The sequence below is a fragment of the Enterococcus sp. DIV0840 genome (assembly GCF_050527835.1).
In the GTDB taxonomy this organism is placed as follows: domain Bacteria; phylum Bacillota; class Bacilli; order Lactobacillales; family Enterococcaceae; genus Enterococcus_L; species Enterococcus_L ureasiticus.
On sequence record NZ_CP172876.1, the window covers coordinates 2,214,648 to 2,233,130 of the forward strand.

20 protein-coding genes and 1 riboswitch are annotated in these 18,483 nt (G+C 36.4%); of the genes, 7 read left to right on the top strand and 13 right to left on the bottom strand.

All coding sequences use genetic code 11. From position 1 onward, the window contains the following. The first annotated feature begins 137 nt into the window (after positions 1-137). A complete protein-coding gene (gene rnhC, locus IGL98_RS10535; protein WP_206911520.1) occupies positions 138-1,067 on the top strand; it encodes a ribonuclease HIII in 930 nt (309 codons plus the stop codon). A gap of 45 nt (positions 1,068-1,112) precedes the next feature. Here the strand turns inward: rnhC and budA are convergent, their stop codons facing one another. Together budA and alsS are read right to left on the bottom strand one after the other, a co-directional pair. Continuing rightward, positions 1,113-1,826, bottom strand: coding sequence for an acetolactate decarboxylase (gene budA / locus IGL98_RS10540; RefSeq protein ID WP_206842030.1), 714 nt, complete (start codon positions 1,824-1,826; stop codon positions 1,113-1,115). A 13-nt stretch (positions 1,827-1,839) separates the two neighbouring features. Then, positions 1,840-3,501, bottom strand: coding sequence for an acetolactate synthase AlsS (gene alsS, locus IGL98_RS10545; RefSeq protein ID WP_206911519.1), 1,662 nt, complete (start codon positions 3,499-3,501; stop codon positions 1,840-1,842). Between the two features lie 446 nt (positions 3,502-3,947). Next, a riboswitch (M-box (ykoK) riboswitch) is annotated at positions 3,948-4,117 on the top strand. 290 nt (positions 4,118-4,407) lie between these two features. On the opposite strand from alsS, the gene IGL98_RS10550 reads away from it, so the two are divergent. The 3 genes from IGL98_RS10550 to IGL98_RS10560 are packed head-to-tail and all read left to right on the top strand — an operon-like array spanning position 4,408 to position 7,678. Then, on the top strand, positions 4,408-5,334 hold the full coding sequence (locus IGL98_RS10550; protein ID WP_206842034.1) for an LCP family protein: 927 nt from the start codon (positions 4,408-4,410) through the stop codon (positions 5,332-5,334). Further along, on the top strand, positions 5,331-6,512 hold the full coding sequence (locus IGL98_RS10555) for an FtsW/RodA/SpoVE family cell cycle protein (RefSeq protein ID WP_206842035.1): 1,182 nt from the start codon (positions 5,331-5,333) through the stop codon (positions 6,510-6,512). Before IGL98_RS10550 ends, IGL98_RS10555 begins: the two co-directional genes overlap by 4 nt. Next, positions 6,509-7,678: an FtsW/RodA/SpoVE family cell cycle protein gene (locus tag IGL98_RS10560; RefSeq protein WP_206911518.1), complete on the top strand. Its 1,170-nt coding sequence runs from the start codon at positions 6,509-6,511 to the stop codon at positions 7,676-7,678. The genes IGL98_RS10555 and IGL98_RS10560 overlap by 4 nt, the downstream gene beginning before the upstream one ends. A 193-nt stretch (positions 7,679-7,871) precedes the next feature. Here IGL98_RS10560 and IGL98_RS10565 read toward each other — a convergent pair whose 3' ends face one another. From IGL98_RS10565 to IGL98_RS10605, 9 genes are all read right to left on the bottom strand, one after another. Next, a complete protein-coding gene (locus tag IGL98_RS10565; RefSeq protein WP_069646511.1) occupies positions 7,872-8,180 on the bottom strand; it encodes a DUF1292 domain-containing protein in 309 nt (102 codons plus the stop codon). A 44-nt stretch (positions 8,181-8,224) separates the two neighbouring features. Beyond that, positions 8,225-8,653 carry a Holliday junction resolvase RuvX gene (gene ruvX, locus IGL98_RS10570; protein WP_206911517.1) on the bottom strand — a complete coding sequence of 143 codons (429 nt, stop codon included), beginning with the start codon at positions 8,651-8,653 and terminating at the stop codon, positions 8,225-8,227. Then, positions 8,650-8,919 (bottom strand): IreB family regulatory phosphoprotein, encoded by a 270-nt coding sequence (locus IGL98_RS10575; RefSeq protein ID WP_010760982.1) that lies wholly within the window; start codon positions 8,917-8,919, stop codon positions 8,650-8,652. Before IGL98_RS10575 ends, ruvX begins: the two co-directional genes overlap by 4 nt. Before the next feature lie 359 nt (positions 8,920-9,278). Next, positions 9,279-10,211 carry an ornithine carbamoyltransferase gene (gene argF, locus IGL98_RS10580; protein ID WP_206911541.1) on the bottom strand — a complete coding sequence of 311 codons (933 nt, stop codon included), beginning with the start codon at positions 10,209-10,211 and terminating at the stop codon, positions 9,279-9,281. Between the two features lie 6 nt (positions 10,212-10,217). Continuing rightward, a complete protein-coding gene (locus IGL98_RS10585; protein ID WP_206911516.1) occupies positions 10,218-11,396 on the bottom strand; it encodes an acetylornithine transaminase in 1,179 nt (392 codons plus the stop codon). Then, the gene (gene argB, locus IGL98_RS10590) at positions 11,393-12,145 is read right to left on the bottom strand and encodes an acetylglutamate kinase (protein ID WP_206842042.1); all 753 of its coding nucleotides are present in this window, start codon (positions 12,143-12,145) and stop codon (positions 11,393-11,395) included. Before argB ends, IGL98_RS10585 begins: the two co-directional genes overlap by 4 nt. A gap of 52 nt (positions 12,146-12,197) precedes the next feature. Then, positions 12,198-13,229 (bottom strand): N-acetyl-gamma-glutamyl-phosphate reductase, encoded by a 1,032-nt coding sequence (gene argC, locus IGL98_RS10595; protein ID WP_206911515.1) that lies wholly within the window; start codon positions 13,227-13,229, stop codon positions 12,198-12,200. A 216-nt stretch (positions 13,230-13,445) separates the two neighbouring features. Continuing rightward, positions 13,446-13,835 carry a GyrI-like domain-containing protein gene (locus tag IGL98_RS10600; protein ID WP_206842047.1) on the bottom strand — a complete coding sequence of 130 codons (390 nt, stop codon included), beginning with the start codon at positions 13,833-13,835 and terminating at the stop codon, positions 13,446-13,448. 96 nt (positions 13,836-13,931) lie between these two features. Further along, complete coding sequence (locus tag IGL98_RS10605; RefSeq protein ID WP_206911540.1) at positions 13,932-14,630, bottom strand: DUF554 domain-containing protein; 699 nt, start codon at positions 14,628-14,630, stop codon at positions 13,932-13,934. Positions 14,631-14,864: 234 nt separating this feature from the next. Between IGL98_RS10605 and IGL98_RS10610 the strand changes: the two genes are divergently transcribed. The 3 genes from IGL98_RS10610 to IGL98_RS10620 all read left to right on the top strand — a co-directional run bounded on the left by IGL98_RS10610 (position 14,865) and on the right by IGL98_RS10620 (position 16,664). Then, positions 14,865-15,617 carry a threonine/serine exporter family protein gene (locus IGL98_RS10610; RefSeq protein WP_206842049.1) on the top strand — a complete coding sequence of 251 codons (753 nt, stop codon included), beginning with the start codon at positions 14,865-14,867 and terminating at the stop codon, positions 15,615-15,617. Positions 15,618-15,671: 54 nt separating this feature from the next. Further along, positions 15,672-16,154 carry a threonine/serine exporter family protein gene (locus IGL98_RS10615; RefSeq protein ID WP_206842051.1) on the top strand — a complete coding sequence of 161 codons (483 nt, stop codon included), beginning with the start codon at positions 15,672-15,674 and terminating at the stop codon, positions 16,152-16,154. An 81-nt stretch (positions 16,155-16,235) separates the two neighbouring features. Beyond that, the gene (locus IGL98_RS10620; protein ID WP_206842055.1) at positions 16,236-16,664 is read left to right on the top strand and encodes a GNAT family N-acetyltransferase; all 429 of its coding nucleotides are present in this window, start codon (positions 16,236-16,238) and stop codon (positions 16,662-16,664) included. A 34-nt stretch (positions 16,665-16,698) separates the two neighbouring features. Here the strand turns inward: IGL98_RS10620 and IGL98_RS10625 are convergent, their stop codons facing one another. Both IGL98_RS10625 and IGL98_RS10630 read right to left on the bottom strand, forming a co-directional pair. Then, positions 16,699-17,547 carry a TIGR03943 family putative permease subunit gene (locus IGL98_RS10625; protein ID WP_206842056.1) on the bottom strand — a complete coding sequence of 283 codons (849 nt, stop codon included), beginning with the start codon at positions 17,545-17,547 and terminating at the stop codon, positions 16,699-16,701. A gap of 14 nt (positions 17,548-17,561) precedes the next feature. Continuing rightward, positions 17,562-18,467, bottom strand: a complete 906-nt coding sequence (locus tag IGL98_RS10630; RefSeq protein WP_206842058.1) for a permease — start codon at positions 18,465-18,467, stop codon at positions 17,562-17,564. Positions 18,468-18,483 lie beyond the last annotated feature (16 nt).

An 18,483-nucleotide genomic window follows, 5' to 3' on the forward strand; every position in this document is an offset into this window, starting at 1 on the left:
ATAGTCTAAAAACTCAAATGTACGTTATTAGATCGCTATTACCTTCTATTAAATTTAAGTTTTTCCTTAAAGAAACATACTTCACATTTCCATTATTTTGTTTTACTATGGAAAAGAAGATTTGAAAGGAGCATCCAATGTCACAAACACAAGTAATCAAAGTAACCAAAGATACAATGAAAAAAATGCATGTCTACTATGAAAAAAATCGTTTAAATAAAACGGAGCCTTATACTGATTTTGTTGCGAGAGTTGGACGCACAACGATTACAGCGTATACCTCTGGAAAAGTAGTATTTCAAGGTCCGGATGCAGAAAAAATAGCAGCTAAATGGGGCAATTCACTACAAAGTAAAGGAGCACGTAGCTCATCTTCAAAAACAGCAACAACATTACCAGCTAATTTCAGTCAGCTTTCCGTTTTAGGTAGCGATGAAGTTGGTAATGGCAGTTATTTTGGTCCCGTCACAGTTTGTGCAGCTTATGTCGATAAAATGATGGTGGCAAAACTAAAAGCGCTTGGCGTACGAGATTCAAAGGAACTGACCGACCCTCAAATCATACAACTTTCAACAGTTATTAAAGAATTGATTCCTTATAGACTCTTAATTGTTGAACCAGAAAAATACAATCAGATACAGCCTAAATACAACGCTGTTCATATGAAAGTTGCCCTACATAATCAGGCAATCCATTTATTATTGAACGATATTGCGCCATCTAAACCAGAAGCAATTTTGATCGATCAATTTACACCAGAAGCAAATTATAAAAAATATGTACGAAGTGAACAAAATCAAGTCAGTGAAAAGTTGTTCTTTATTACAAAAGGTGAGCAATATCATGTAGCAGTTGCGGCTGCTTCAATCATTAGCCGAGCAGCTTTTTTGGAAGAATTAGATAAAGAATCAAAAGAATTAGGAATAAAAGTGCCTTCTGGTGCTGGAGCTACTTCAGATAAAGTTGCAGCTAAAGTTTTAGCCAAAGGTGGAATGGAATTACTAAGTAAATACGTTAAACTTCACTTTGCAAATACAGAAAAAGCGAAAAAAATTGCTGCAAAATAAAAAAACGCCTAAGACTCATTATCAAAATCTGTCTTAGGCGTTTTTCTATTCCGCTTCTTGAATTTCTTTATCTAAATCAGCATAATCAATTGCTGTATGAATAAACGTTTCATCATTTTTGGGGAAATGTTGTAATAAAGAATCCATCGGTTCGATCTCGATTGTTCCTGTCTCCAATTCAAAATCCATCAAATGTCCACCAAACGTTTGCTCATCGTCTATAAAATGCAAATGAAAATCAGCTGCTGCAACCCCTTGAAATAGTTCAGGAGTAAAGAAGCCCACTACGGTACCAGCCATATTTTCTTTAACAAACTCTGGCTGTTCTTTCGATACTTCAACTAAACGTTTGTATGGTTTTTGTTGTTTGGGCATTACTCGAATATGGACTTCTTTGAAGTTCCCATGAATTTTAATTGCATGAAAAAGATTTTCACTTTTTAAATGTTCACGGATCAATGCGTTGATTTTCAAATGATCTACTGGGCCGTTCACCGGAAAAACGATGGTTGGTTTAAATGTCGTCACTGCGGCATATGGTGTTTCTTGATCATCGTTTACTGCAATCAAGGCGCCATCTTCTCTTCCTTGAAAAGCTTTTCCATCTAAAATGATCAATTCTCCATCTAATCCAGATAAAGTACCGATCCCAAAATCGCCTTTTTTTAAAATATTAGCGATCGTTTCAGTCCCATCCATCAAGCCTGCCATTAAAGCACCTAACGTTCCGTGCTGATATAAGACTGTTTCTTTTGTCATTGTTATCACCTTTCTAATAAAACTGATCTGGTAAAATCGTTTCGCCAAGTTTTTCGTTGTCTTGATAATCAATTGGAATATCGATTACGACAGGTCCTTCTGTTTCTATTCCTGCCATAATAGCTGCTTTTAATTCTTGAGCATTTTCTGCCCTTAATCCTTTTGCACCAAAAGCTTCGGCATATTTCACAAAATCAACAGGGCCAAAATCCACACCTGAAATCCGATGATATTTTAGCTGCTCTTGAAATTCAACCATGTTATAACGTCCATCGTTCCAAATCAAATGAATGATATTCAGTTTTTTACGAACTGCTGTTTCAAGATCCTGAGCAGAAAACAAGAATCCACCATCCCCTGAGACAGATATGATTTGCGTGTTTGGTCGAACCAATGCTGCCGAAATCGCCCAAGGGAGTGCCACACCTAATGTCTGCATACCATTACTAAAAAGCAAATGTCTTGGTTCATAGCTTCTAAAATGACGAGCCATCCAAATGTAATGACTACCCACATCAACTGTTACTGTCATCTCGTCTGTTACAATACTTTGTAGTGTCTCGATAACTTCTAGAGGATGGATCAAGCCTTTATCCACCCGCTCTTTAACATCGTCCCGTTTTACTAATTTTTCATGCAATAGATCTAAATAAGCTATCGCTTTTTCAGATAACACTTTTGCCTCAATACTTGGTAAAAGAACCGTTAATGTCTCTGCAATATCCCCGATCAATTCTCGTTCCAGTTGAAAATATTGGTCGATTTCAGCTGGCGTATCATCAATCACGATAATTTTGGAATCTCCTTCTGCATTCCAATTTCTCGCCTCATATTCAATTGGATCATAGCCGACAGCAATAACTAAATCACTACGTTTTAACAACATATCACCCGGTTGGTTGCGGAACAGTCCAATCCGTCCAAAGAAATGGTCTTCCAATTTTCTAGAAATCACACCAGCGGCTTGGAACGTTTCAACAACAGGAATCTTGGTTTTCTCAACAATTTCACGAATTGCTTTTGCTTCTTTTTCAGTAGAAGCCCGCATCCCCACCAATAAAACAGGTAACTCCGCGGCTTGAATTTGTTTTGAAAGGTACTCGATATCTTCTGACGAAGCAGAACCGATTTTTGGATCACTTAGCGGTCTTATACCGATAGATTCTACTGGAGAATCAACAACATCTTGAGGAATACTGATGAAACTGGCCCCTTTTTTAGACGACTTTGCTAATCGATAAGCATTTGCTAAAACTTCAGAAATCGTCTCTGGATCTTGAATTTCCGCACTGTATTTGGTGATAGGTTCAAATAAGGCAGCATTGTTCATGCTTTGATGTGTTAATTTTAGTAAGTCTCTTCGCTTCACTTGGCCACCGATCGCCAGTACAGGATCTCCTTCTGCTGTCGCGGTCACCAAACCTGTTGCTAGATTGCTTGCGCCTGGACCACTTGTCGCAACCACTACACCTGGATTTCCCGTCAAACGTCCAACAGCAGCCGCCATAAATGCTGCATTTTGTTCATGACGCGTTACGATCAACTCTGGACCATCATCGACTAACGCGTTGAACAAACCATCGATCTTCGCACCTGGAATCCCAAAGACATAATCAACTTGATGATTCTTCAAACTTTCTACAATCACTTCAGCACCATTTCTACTTTTATCCATCTTGTGTTACACTCCCTTTTCCATCATGTTTCATTTCTAAATTAACCTTATATATGAAAGAAATAAACTGATAAATATAATAAAAAAGCATCAATTATAATACAGTTGAAAAAGCTGTACTACTTCCTAAGTATAGCACGCAAACTATTTTTTGTTTAATCATTTGTTTCCCCAAAAAAACACAGACGAAAAACAAAGTTTCTTATTTCTGATAAAGTCTTCAGTTTAATACGCAATGATTCTTTAAGCCTATGTTTAAGAAAGAGTAAAGAAAACAGTAAGCTACATTTTTTTAATAATTTCTATTCGAAGGCTAGAATCCTCTACCAAACAGAATTATCTGTTTTAAATAACAAATTTATTAGATTTACGGTCATCGTATTATGAAAAAATTAATATTTACTTCATTGACTTTAGCTGAGATATTCACTATATTTAGGGCGATCTGAATAACTTGTTAGGTGAGGCTCCTATGGAAACACAGGCTACTGCTCAAAAATGTCGAAAGACAGTAATGGGTAGGACAGGAATTGTCGAATTAAGGCTTTTCACAAAGTAGCTAAAAGCTCTGCTTTTTACGTTTCATAGTGCTAAAACTCAACGATGAGAATGATGAAAAGCTCTTTTTGTGCTGAAATCAATTCCCCTTCGCTGAGTTATTCTAAGCGGAGGTTTTTTGTTTTGATAAATAATGTTGACAGAATTCTTGATTTTTGGAGGTGGATATACAAATTGAAGAAGAAAATGTCTCTTCATTATGACATGGTATAGAGATTCTTCTTTTATTTCGAACTTACTGTGATTCATTATTTTTAGTAAAAAGTTCTTTTTATCCCCCATCTAAATCAATTCCTAAAGCCAAACTTTATTTGATGATCAATTAAAATGATTAGCGAGGAATAAAAAATGAAAACAGGAATGAAATTTTTAATTTGTATGATCCTTTTTGTTCTCTTGATTTTTACAGGAATCGGGAGTTACACGGCAATCAATTTTCATAACGGGAAAAAAATAGCTCAATCTCAAGTGAACAAGAGCAAAAATACTAATTTTTCTGGTGATCAACAGACAAATATGAAAGAAATCACGATTATGTTAATTGGTGATGATGGTCGTGAAGATGATGAAGATGGCGGACGCGCAGATACTTTGATGGTCGCCCACTATAATAGTGAAACTAAGCAACCAAAATTAGTCTCGATCATGAGAGATTCTTATGTATCAATTCCTGGTCATGGATTAGAAAAAATCAATGCAGCTTATGCATATGGTGGAGCAGAATTAACTAGAAAAGTCCTTAATGACTCTTTTGGATTACCAATCAATTATTATATTTCAGCTGATTTTAATAATTTTATTCGATTGATCAATGAGCTTTATCCAAAAGGGATTGAGATCGATGCTGAAAAAGATATCAATTTAGACAATGTCGACATCAAAAAAGGCAAACAAACCATGGATGGCAATACATTGTTACAGTATGCTCGTTTTAGAATGGACGAAGAAGGTGACTTTGGTCGTGTAAGAAGACAACAACAGGTCATGGACGCCTTAGCAAAACAATCTAAAGATGCCGTTTCCTTCTTGCAACTTCCAAAAATTGCTGGTGAAGCTGTCGGTTACTTAGATACAAATATTCCTACTGACCTTCTAGTAGACTTGGCAAAAGATTTTCTAACAGGGAACGTAAAAAGTCTTGAAACATTATCTGTACCAGTTAAAGGGAGCTGGTCATTTAACGATTACACTGATGCAGGCAGTGTATTAGAAATAGACGAGAAACAAAACCAAGAAGCCATTCATAACTTTTTGAATGATGGAGCTGCAAAATGAAACAAATGAAGAGATTCTCAAAGATGCATTATTTAGACTTTTATATTTTGATCCCTTATTTTATCTTATGCGTCATTGGCATTCTAATGGTCTATAGTTCAAGTTCTTATCAACTATTAGATAGTGATCTTGGAACTTCTAGTAAAGCAATTAAGCAAACCATGTATTTTCTTTTTAGTATCGTTTGTATGAGTTTTGTTTATCGAATTAACTTGGCAGTTCTTCGGAAACCTAAAATGATGTATTTTATTTTGACCATGACCTTCCTATCCATTGTCGCTTTACCGTTTATAGGGACCAGTGTTGGCGGTGCCAAGCGTTGGATAAACTTGGGGGTGCTTTTGTTTCAACCATCTGAGTTAGTTCCTTTAGTAATTGTCCTTTATTTAGCTTCCAATTTAGCTAAAACGGACACACTTGTCCCATTTAGATTCAAGGATCATAAACGCTCACTGCTAGTTGCTATTTTCTTTATGTTTTTTGTAGCTTTGCAGCCAAATATCGCTGGAGCATCAATGATTTTCATTCTTGTTTTAGTCTTGTTTTTATCTAGTGGACTTTCTCCTTGGTTTATGTCGATAGCTTTAATTGGTTTCGTTGCGATAAAACGGTTAGGAACAGTTCTTTTATTGTCGATTCCAACAAATTGGATGCCACAAAAATTTGGGTATTTAGTGACACGTTTTGAAGTGATGCAAAACCCTTTTATCGATCCAACTGGTAAAGGATTTCAAACGTCAAATGCCTACTATGCTATGCATAATGGCGGTTTTTGGGGATTAGGATTAGGCAATAGTATTCAGAAAAAAGGCTTCCTTCCAGCTCCTGATACAGATTTTATTTTTGCTATTTGTATCGAAGAGTTGGGCTTGATTTTTTCTTTAGGGATTTTATTTTTAGTATTCTTTATGGTTGCTCACTTATTTTTACTTGCAATAAGATCAAAAAATCTTTATTATTCTTATCTTTATATTGGTTGCGGGATGTTACTTTTACTTCAAGTCGCTGTAAATGTAGGCAGTTTGTTAGGTTTTATTCCAATGACTGGATTGACCTTCCCCTTCATCAGTTATGGCGGATCTAGCTTACTGATACTGAGTATTACGCTTGGCATCGCTCTGAATGCCCGCGCTACAGAGATTAGAGAAACATCTAGGCAACAAGGAGGTATGGCATGAGAAAAATGTTAAATACCAAAAGCGAACCAGTGAATTACGCCCTTCTATTGCCTGTCTTTCTTTTGATATTAGTCGGTTTCATTGCTCAGTATGGTGCATTCCATGCAGATCCTTCTGTTGAATCAGTTGCACCTTTATTGAGGAAACAACTTCTATGGACTATTTTAGGTATTGTCACAATGTTTGTTACAATGTTCATTCCGATAAAATATTTATGGAAATTTACTCCTGCTCTTTACGGTTTATCGTTATTTCTAATGAGTTTACTTATAAAATTTCATGATCCAATAATGGCAGCTGCAACAGGTACAAAACGTTGGATTCGTATAGGGCCAATTTCCTTTCAGCCATCAGAATTCATGAAATTAGGCTATATTTTGATGTTGGCCTATATCGTTACGAGAAGAAGACAAAAATCGTCGAATCCTTCGACTTTAAAAGAAGATTTTCGTTTATTAGGTGAATTATCACTTGTCAGCCTCCCTGTTTTTGCTTTAATGTTTTATCAAAAAGATTTTGGGACAAGTTTAGTTTTTATTTCTATTTTTCTTGGTATGGTACTTGTTTCTGGTTGCTCTTGGAAGATTTTAACGGTCGGTTTTGGGGTTTTAGGTGTAATTGGCGTCAGTGGTATTTTGTTGGTTTTAACCGAACGAGGACAAACAATCCTTTCCTATCTTCATTTTCAGCCATATCAGTTTAATCGGATCCACGCTTGGCTCAATCCTTTTGAATATGCAGATTCAATTTCATTTCAGCAAGCTCGTGGTCTGACTGCTATCGGGTCTGGAGAGATGTTGGGGAAAGGTCTGTCGAATTTACAAATCTACGTCCCCGTTAGAGAATCTGATATGATTTTCACTGTAATTGGTGAGGCTTATGGTTTTGTAGGCACTTGTGCGTTGATTCTGTTATTCTTTTATCTAATTTATCAAATGCTGATCTGTACGCTAAATGCGAAACGTGAATTTTATGCGTATATTACGACGGGTGTGATTATGTATTTCTTGTTTCATATTCTTGAAAATATTGGGTCCAATATTGGTTTGTTACCTTTGACGGGGATCCCTTTGCCTTTTATTAGTCAGGGCGGTACAGCTTATTTGGCTAATTTTATTGGGGTTGGATTGATTCTTTCGATGTATTATCAGAAGGAGAAAGTGTAGCAAAAACTGTCTAGTGGTTTGAATTTAAAATAGAACTATGAAGTGAGTTTTTATAAAATTGCTTTATAGTTCTATTTTTTATTTTGTCTTAATATAGGCAATGTACTAATCGATTCTTTTTTACCTATCGGTATTCGTAAAATCAAAAAAAGCCGAACCCTTATATATCAAGGATTCAGCTCTCATTCAATTTCTATTCTTCTTCTTCCGCCATGAACGTATTGAAAACTTCTTCAATCATATCCCATTCAGCATCTGTTTCGATTTGTTGTAATTCGCCTTCTGTTCCTTCGTTGTTTTCGATGTAAGCGTAAGCTTGCAATTCAACATCATCTTCTTCTGGAACGCCAGCTGGATAAAGAAGTACGTAATTTTTACCGAATTCTTCTTGTCCGTCAACTGTTAAAAGAATTTCGTATAACGTTTCGTTCCCTTGTTCATCAACTAAAGTGATGTGTTCATGTCCTTCATGATCGTGATCATGGTTATGCTCTTCTGCCATTGTTTTGCTCTCCTTTTATCTTACACTTGTTTTTTACAAGTCGATTAAATTTTATTGCTAGCGCCATCTAAATAATTTTGCAAAATCATGACAGCAGCTACCTTATCGATTACTTTTTTTCTCTTTGCTCTGGATGTGTTTGCTTGTTCAACTAACATCCGTTCTGCTTGAACCGTGGTCAGACGTTCATCTTGATAGGTAACAGGGATTTGGAACATCTCTTCGATTTTCTTTCCATACGCCATTGACGCTTCGGCTCTAGGTCCGATCGAATTGTTCATATTTTTTGGTAAGCCCACAACAAAGCGAGTTACTTCATATTCTTTGACTAATTCCGCTAAACGTTCAAAACCAAATTCTTCCTGTACTTCATTGATCCGAATGATTTCCACGCCTTGAGCTGTCCAGCCAAATGGATCACTGACAGCAATTCCTACTGTCTTAGAACCAACATCAAGTCCCATTACTCTCATCGAATAGTGATTCCATGATCAGATAAGTAATATTTAACCAGCTCTTCCATGATTTCATCTCGTTCGTGACGACGAATCAAATTTCGAGCGTCTTGGTAACGAGGAATGTAGGCCGGGTCTCCAGAAAGCAAATAGCCCACAATCTGATTGATCGGATTATATCCTTTTTCCTCTAAAGCCTTGTATACAGTAGCCAGAGTCTCACTTACTTCCTTCTTACGGCTGTCATCAAAATCAAAACGTACAGTTTCATCTGTAAAACCCATTTATCTACACCTCACTTTTATTCTATTCATACAGTTTCATTCTACTAAAAACAAACCGAAACTACAAACAAAACTTCACATTTTCTGCTATATATTAAAGATTTTCTTTAAATTTAAGGAAATTGGCTGATTATTTGACAGTTAAATCGATTTTAACTTGAGCAAACGAAATAAACTGTTTTTTTATTGTCTATCCTTTTAATGAAGTGGACAAAGAATAAAGGAGCTTTTTGTGTTTATAGTTAGATAAATATCAATGAGGTCGTGTTATTGATCTGTTTATTTTGGCTTTTATTGACACATCTTTCCAAAAACAAAAAATGACACAAAACGAAAAATCGTCTAGTATCATTTCTTTTCTATAGATTTGCCATGAGTTTGACCATCAAAGCCTTTTGAGCATGGAGACGATTAGCTGCCTCTTCATAAATCATAGAGTGTATTCCATCAATAATATCAGCTGATACTTCTTCTCCTCTGTGAGCGGGTAAGCAATGTAGGAATAAATAATCTTTTTTAGCTTGAACAGAAAGTCGATTATTGATCTGGAATTCCCTAAAGACTACTTCCCGTTCTTTTTGTTCACTTTCATCGCCCATACTTGCCCAGACATCCGTTACTAAAACATCGGCATTTTTGGCTGCTTGATCTGGATCATTCACAATTTCGATTATACTGCCACTTACTTTTGCATTCTTTTTAGCAAGTTCAACAAATTCTGGCTTTGGTTCATAGCCTTTGGGCGTTGCGATACTGATATCCATCCCCACCAAACTTCCAGCGATCAAAAATGAATGTGCCATATTATTTCCATCGCCAATATACGTTAATTTGATTCCTTCTAGCTTCCCTTTTTGTTCATAAATCGTTTGAAAATCAGCTAGTATTTGACACGGATGATGATCGTCTGTTAGTCCGTTGATAACAGGAATTGACGCTTCCTTTGCGAGTTCAGCAACCATTTGATCTGAATAGGTACGGATCATAATCCCATCCACATAACTGGACATCACTTTAGCAGTATCTTTGATCGGTTCCCCCCGACCCATTTGCGTACTTTTTGAATCTAAAACTATCGCTTGACCGCCAAGTTGAATGATCCCCGCTTCAAATGAAATACGTGTTCGAGTGCTGTTTTTTTCAAAAATCATAGCTAATATTTTCCCAGCTAAAACGCCTCTATACGCTTCAGGATCAGCTTTTATCGCTACAGCTAGTTCAATGATCGATAGAAATTCTTCTTTCGTTAACTCTGTTAAATTTAAAATACTTTTGCCATACATGGAATTCATCATTTATCAATCTCCCTTTTCTGAAAAGCCTGTCTGTTTAGCTAGATTATGTAAGACTTTTTCAATGATCATTATTCCTTGATCAATTTCTTTTTCTGTGATTGTTAATGGTGGTAACAGACGTAAAACGGTTTGACCAGCCTTTAATGTGAGTAAACCTTCGATTTCTAATTGATCCAATACAATTTTCAACGTATCTTGATCTGCTAACTCGATACCAATCATTAATCCTTTACCACGAATCACTTTGATCATTGAAGTTTTTTCTGCTAGTTGCTTTAGCCCTGTATAAAGCTGTTGACTTTTTTTCTGAACATCCTGCAAAAATTTTGGTTGATTGATGCGCTCAACAACCTTGTAAGCAACACTCATCGCTAACTTATTTCCTCCAAAAGTAGAACCATGACTGCCAGGACCAAAAAATTCTGCCAAACTAGTTTTACCAACCATTGCTCCTACAGGAATTCCATTGCCTAAGCCTTTCGCCAATGTAAAGATATCAGGTTCGATCTGATACTGTTCATAAGCATAGAAAGTGCCTGTCCGACCGATTCCGGTTTGAATTTCATCGATGATCAACAAGGCCCCATACTCTTTGCAAAGGGACTGTACAGCTTGAATCCATGACTCTTCAGCTGGTAATACACCGCCTTCGCCTTGAATCAACTCCAACATGACCGCTGCAGTTTGCTGGTCGATTTCCGCTTTTAATAGCTCAAGTTCATTAAAAGGTACATAAATAAAATCAGGAACTAATGGCTCAAAACCAGCATGAATACTGTCTTGACCGGTTGCACTCATCGCACCATATGTTCGACCATGAAATGAATTTGTAAAGGTAATGATTTTGCTTTTACCAGTTGCTTTACGAGCTAATTTAATTGCAGCTTCATTCGCTTCTGCTCCACTGTTACAAAAATAACTGACATACTCTTTACCATTTGCTAATTTATCAGCCACTTGTTCTTGTAAATGATTTTCATATAAATTCGGTGTATGCCATAAAAGATTAGCTTGTTCCAATAGTACTTGATTTAGTTCAGGATCATTATACCCTAAATTCATTACGCCGATACCACTAGTAAAATCAAGATAACTTTTCCCAGTTTGATCCGTCAGTGTACAGTTAGAACCTTTGATCAATTCCAGCTCTTTTCTTTGGTAGTTCGGAAATAAGTAACTCATGCAAAAACCTCCTTTGATTTGATAATGGTTCCGTCGTATTGGATTTGATTTGTGATATGAACTTCTTTAACGCCACCTTTGATCGCCGTTACAGCACTTTCTAATTTTGGCAGCATTCCGCCTTTGATGATTTTGGCTGTTTTAAGTTGGGGAATTTCATTGGTGGACAGTTCTTTTAGCCATTGATTTTCCTTTTTCACACCTGGAACATCCGTTAACAGATACAATTTTTCAGCCTGCAATTCCTCCGCTACTTTACAGGCTACATGATCTGCGTTGATATTCAGCCACTCGCCTGTTTTCGTTAAGCCTAAGGGGGCAATGATTGGAATATGCTTAGTTTCAAGTAGATGTTCTAACAATTCTGTATCCACTTGCTTGACTTCGCCAACTGAGCCTAATGTATTTTTATCGAGAAACGTTCCTGTAATGATTTGACCGCAAGAGGCATTTAAGCCCACGACTGAAAATCCTTCTTGCTGAAAATGAGTGGTAATCATCGGCTGTACTTGACCAATCAACACCATTTGGGTGATTTTTAACGTCTCTTCTGTCGTTACCCGCAGACCATCTTTGACTACTACAGGTACATTTAAACGCTGCATCATTTCAGAAATATAATGTCCGCCACCATGAACGACCACAATTTTTTTCCCTTCTTTTTGCCATTGATCGACCTGTTCAAAAAATGATTTTGTTAAGTTATCGCTGGCTACTCCACCCATCTTTATAACAATGACCTTCTTCATAATTGCCGCTCCCTCTAAGTTTTGAACCTTCATTTTAGTTGATAATCAATTTTTATGGATACATCGGTATATGATCCAGACCGCACCGTTCATCAAAACCAGCAAAAATATTCAAGTTTTGAATCGCTTGTCCAGCTGCACCTTTGCCTAAATTATCGATGACTGTTACGATCGTAACCATGTTCATTTCTGGATTATAGGCTAGTCCAATATCACAGTAATTAGAACCAATCACTTGCTTAAGTACAGGATAATGACCTACCTCTTGGACCCGAATAAAAGGACTCTTTTCAAAATGTGCTTGATATAACTGAACTAATTTCTCGTCAGAAATCGGCTCTTTTAGTTTAGCGTAAGCGGTTAAGAAAATGCCTCTAGTCACTGGAATCAAAGTGGTTGAAAACTGGATCGCTGAAAGGCGTGGTTCCCATTTTTTTAACTGTTGGATGATTTCTGGGATATGCTGATGGCTGTTCATTTTGTACAACGTCATATTATCATGTGTTTCAGAAAAGTGAGTCATTTGCGATAATCCTTTGCCTGCACCTGAAACACCTGATTTCGCATCAATAACGATGGAATCTAAAACTAATTTATCATCTTTCAATAATGGAGCTAAAGATAACTCTGCCGCCGTCGCGTAACAACCAGGATTCGCGATCCACTTTGATCGAGGTTTGTCTCGATACTCAGCTAAACCATAATCAAATTTTTGAAGTATATCCATTGAAGCACCAGTTGTGCCATACCAGTTTTCGTATTCCCCAACTTCTTTTAAACGAAAGTCTCCCGATAAATCGATCACAGGAAAATCAGCTTCAATAAAAGGCAGTGCCAACTCTTTTGAAATACCAGAAGGCGTTGCTAAAAAGACCAGATCACTTTTTTTCATAATTTCATCAGGATCGATTTTTTCTAAGGGTAAAGAAATAAGTTGTTTTAAATGAGAGGTAACATCCTCTAATGATTTTTTATTCATTGAATGACTATGGATCGAAACAACTTCAACAAATGGATGTTGTCTAAGATAACGTAAAAGTTCCAACCCACTATACCCAGTCACACCAACAATTGAGACTTTCATTTGCTTCACTTCTTTTCTTTTTATTTTTATCAAAAGAGTGTTGTTTTTTACATTATAAGTTTTCTCATTATACAAGTCAATGGTTTTTTATTAGTTTATCATTCATTTTTAAATAAATATGCACTTTTTATTGATAATCATTTTAATTTAAATGAAAATAAGCCTGGCGAAAAGCTCGATTGGCTTTTCTCCAGACCCTAAATAATTTTTATACATTTATACAGAAAGATAAATTACGATTGTCCCATCTGCTTTATAATGTTCAACATCGGTCAAATAGGTACGTTTTTTTTCTAACGCGTCGTCTTCCCAAATTTTCTGCCAAGTTTCCCCTACACTTTTTGGACTTGCCTCTGCTACTGGAATTTCTACATACTCACCGGCACGAATGATTGAGATTTCAGGAAAATCAGCTTGTTCACTCCCTACCAACAAATCATAATCCCCTTTGAAATTGCTCTCATAGTTTGAATATACCGCGAAAAACTCTCCATCTAGATGCATGTCAGGTACCTTGTTCCACAAAGCGATAATTTCATCCAAGCGATGATTATTCGTGCGGATTTTCTTGCCTTTGATTGTTTTTTCTGTTAATTGAATGGTCATTTCCTTCACTCCTTTTCATTTATAAACTGAGCTTAACACAAAAATGATGACAACTGTCTGTCAGCATTTCATTCAATTTCCACTTTTTTAAGTTGATCACAGATAAAATTTCACCGTGATTATTCCAATCAAAATAAGAATTGCCGGCAAATAATTCGATACTCTAATTTTAGTAATACTCATAATATTCAATCCAATTGCAAAAATCATCAAACCACCGATGGCACTGATTTCCCCCATTAGTAAATCCAGCAGCTCTTTAGGAATATAACGCATCAAGACACTAGCAAATACCGCGATAGTTCCTTGATAAAGAAAAACAGGTACAGCTGAAAAAAGAACGCCTACACCTAATGTTGCTGTCAACATGATCGACATAAAGCCATCCATTACAGCTTTTGTAAACAACGTTTGATGATTATTCGCCACACCGCTTTCGATTGCGCCAATGATTCCCATCGATCCAATCAGAAAAATCAACGATGCGGTCACAAATCCATCAGCAAAATTACTACCAGGTTTTGCATAACGTTTTTCTAGCTTCAAACCAAACTCATTCATCTTGTCTTCAATGCCTATTCCTTCTCCCACCATTGCTCCCAAACATAAACTGATTAGGATCACAATAAAAGACGAGGTTTTAAAAGCCATTTGAATGCCTAAGACTAAAACGCCTAGGCCAATACCTTTTGTTACGGTATCTTTCATTTGTTCTGAAATATTGCGTAAAACAGCACCTAGTAAACTGCCAATTATAATAGTTACTCCATTGACCAACGATCCTAATAAAATCATCTTTTTCATCCCAATCATTCTGTATTTCTATACTTTTTCCTATTATACGATAAGAAGTGTTAAAGGGACATTGTAATGTCTAAATATTCTTGTAATGATAAAAAATTTTTTTGTTGTTTGTGCAGACTGCTTGATAGAGAATTATCTTTTTATTGTTCCGTGCTATTTTTTCTAGCCATAATCAACTATACTAATCTTAGATAAGATGATAGAACTTAAAAGTGAGGAAAATAAATGGCAACGATAGATATAGAAAAAGTCTTAGAAACTTGTTTGCTAGCTGGAAAAATCATGCTGGAAAGTGATGCGGAAATGTATCGGGTAGAAGATACAATGAGTCGAATTGCTTTGGCATCAGGAGATTATCGGCTCGTTACCTATGTCACTCAAACAGGTCTTTTCGTAGGGCTAGATGGCACATCAACCATTCGGATGGTTCAAATTTTAAACCGTTCGATTAATTTAGAGAAAGTGTCCAGAATCAATCAGCTTTCTAGAGAATATGTCACCGGACTTTACACACTAGATGACCTTTTAGAACAACTAAAAACCTTAGAACAGGAACGGAAGTTTTTCCCTTTGTGGATGAGGTTTGTCAGTGCTGCGGTTGTCAGTGGAACGATCATGATTTTATTTGGTGGTGTTTGGGCTGATTTACTTTTGACTTGTTTGATCGGCGGTTTGGGTTATATTCTTTATTACGCCAGTTTGAAAGTATTACGTATTAAATTTCTTTCGGAATTTTTAGCTGCCTTCTTTATTGGTTGTGCGGCTCTTTTAAGCAGTAAGATCGGATTAGGGGTTAATCAGGATATGATTATTATCGGCTGTGTGATGCCGCTTGTCCCTGGTGTTCAGATTACGAATGCCTTACGAGATTTATTAGCAGGGCATTACCTTTCTGGTGTTTCTAGAGGAACAGAGGCAATGATGACGTCTTCCATGATCGGTTTTGCCATTGCGTTTGTTTTTCAATTGTTTTATTAGGAAAAACTTTCGCCAATTTAAGCCGCTCATTTATAAGAATTTGGAGGTTTTCGAATGATCAATTTACTGGTTCAGTTTTCATTTAGTTTTTTAGCTTCGTCGGCCTATGCTATTATCACAAATGTGCCTAGACGTTCGCTAGTTGCGTGTGGTTTGTCTGGTGCATCCGGCTGGATGTTCTATTGGTTTTCGACTCAATTAGGCGCTAATGCTGCTTTAGGATCTTTATTAGGTGCCTTGAGTGTTGCTGCCGTTAGTTTTATCTGCTCACGAAAACTAAAATTACCTGTTACTATTTTCAATATTCCAGGAATGGTTCCTTTAGTGCCCGGCGGACTTGCTTATCAAGCCGTACGAAATTTAGTAATAGGAAACTACGAAACTGCCGTTTATTCAAGCGTACAAGCTATCATGATCGCAGGGGCAATTGCTTTAGGTTTAGTTTTATCTGAAGTTTTGAATCATAATATTCGCAACTTTAGAGAAAAACGAGAAATAGTCAGCTTGATTAGAAAAAAAGAAGAAGACAAACACTAATTTTAAATAACACATTAAAGAGGTGAATTGATGAGTGCACTCTGTATTCTTTCATAAATAACTATTAGGAGGAATAGAAAAATGATCAAAAAAATCAATACACTAACACCTATCGAATTAGAAGAGATAATGAACATTTGGCTAACAGCTAATTGCGAAGCACATCCCTTTATTCCAGAATCTTACTGGAAAGATAATCTCACTTTTGTAAGAAAACAACTACCTCAAGCTGATCTTTATACTTATAGTGAAAACAATAAAATCATTGCGTTTCTAGGCATGAATGAGAATTATATCGCTGGGATTTTCGTACTGAGTAACTATCGTAGTAAAGGAATCGGTCAAAAGTTACTAAACGAAGCGAAACGTACTCATGATACATTAAGTCTTTCAGTCTATGTGAAAAATCAAAATGCTGTGAAATTTTATAAAAAACAAGGATTTAAACAAACAAATCAACAAATAGATAGTACTGGCGAATTGGAATATCAGCTTGTCTGGGAAAAATAAACAAAAAAAACAGCCGATTTTTGGCTGTTTTTTTCTAGAACGAACGATAAACATATTGGTTTTTTGGTTCTTCAACTTGTTTTACCTTCGTAACATCCACCATTGGAATCTCTCGCTTAAATGGTGCATAATAACCAGAATGGATTGTTCCGGTTACTTCTACCCAGTCATTATTTTTAAATGTCTGTCCTTCTGGCATATGTGTCAATAATCCAAATACTCCTGAATCTGCCACACAATGAATGATACCAAAACGAAAAACAAACATATTTGCTTCCTCATTTTGTGAAGAATTAAATGCAAAACCTTTATAAGAAATTGTCTTTCCAATAAATTCACTCGGATAATTATAGATCAGTTCCATCACTTCTAAGTAATTTTCTTCAGTAACAGTCACTTTATCATCTTTGATATAACGCGTCAGCGCTTGTTTCATCTGTTTATCATAATCTGTTTTATCAAAATAAATGCTAGTGTCTGGTTTTAGATACTGCGTTTGTACATCCGGATCACCAACAGATTCTTTACTTAAGGGAAAATTGAACCCCTTGGCTTCAACGATCGACGTATCCAAACTAACGGTTGGAAACATAAAACCGACAACCAAAGGCAATGCCAGTAATACATAAGCAATCCCTCTTTGGTAAGGCTTATTTAATCCATGATCATGCTCCTCTTCGTGATGATGATGATGTTCTGTTGTCTTTTTATCGTCCTCTTTATTCCATAGAATCAACTGAACCATCGCTAAGACGAAAGAAAGTAGCATCGATAAAATAGCTAAGTAGCGGTAATGAACATTTATATATTGATTCAACCTGCCCGATACTTGTAAAAACATCATCAACGTCGTATAGCCAATTAAAATCAAAAATCGAATCATCTTTACTTCCCTCCTTAGATTGCTAATGCATAAAGACTAACAACAACCGTTACAATACCGACAAATTTTAACATAAAGGATGTCTTAAAATAACGTTTCATCATTAATAAATTTTTGATATCTACCATTGGTCCAAAAACGAGAAACCCAACGACTGGGCCATTACCAAATAAACTCAATAACGAAGAACCAATAAAAGCATCAGCCTCAGAACATAATGACAAAGTTGCGGCTAAAACAAGCATGACTAGAATTGCTAAAAGTTTTGTATGCCCTAGCTGTAACATCGCACCTGTCGGTAAATAAGTCTGCATAGCAGCCGCTAATAGTGAACCAAAAATCAAATAACGTCCTGTATCAAAAAACTCATCGATTCCATGTGTGAGGACAGACCAGCATTTATGCCAAAACGTTTCTTTTTCATGTTGATGCTCTTCATCCTCTATAGCACAAGTGCTATCAAAAGCAGAATCCTGTAAGATCGGTTCTTTATTGATATACGCCAACCAAACACCCACAACTAGCGCCACTAGCATACTGCCAAGCACACGCCAAATAACAAATTTCACAGAATTTCCAAATGCAATATAGGTTGAAAAAAGAACAATTGGATTAATGATCGGTGCCGTTATCATAAAAGCAAAAGCTGTATAGGTCGGCACATCTTTTTTAACAAATTGATGCACGATTGGCACAATTCCACATTCACAAGAGGGGAAAAAGAATCCTAAAAAGCTTCCCACAATGATCGATAAAAATTTATTTTTAGGGAGTAATCGTTTCACTCGTTCCGGCGTTAAAAAAACATGTAATGCGCCTGATATCACGCACCCAAGCATGACGAACGGCAACGCTTCGATTACGATCGATAAAAAAATAGTGCCCATTTGCAAAACTGAATGAGGTAAAAACTGAAACATCTAATTCCTCCTTCTG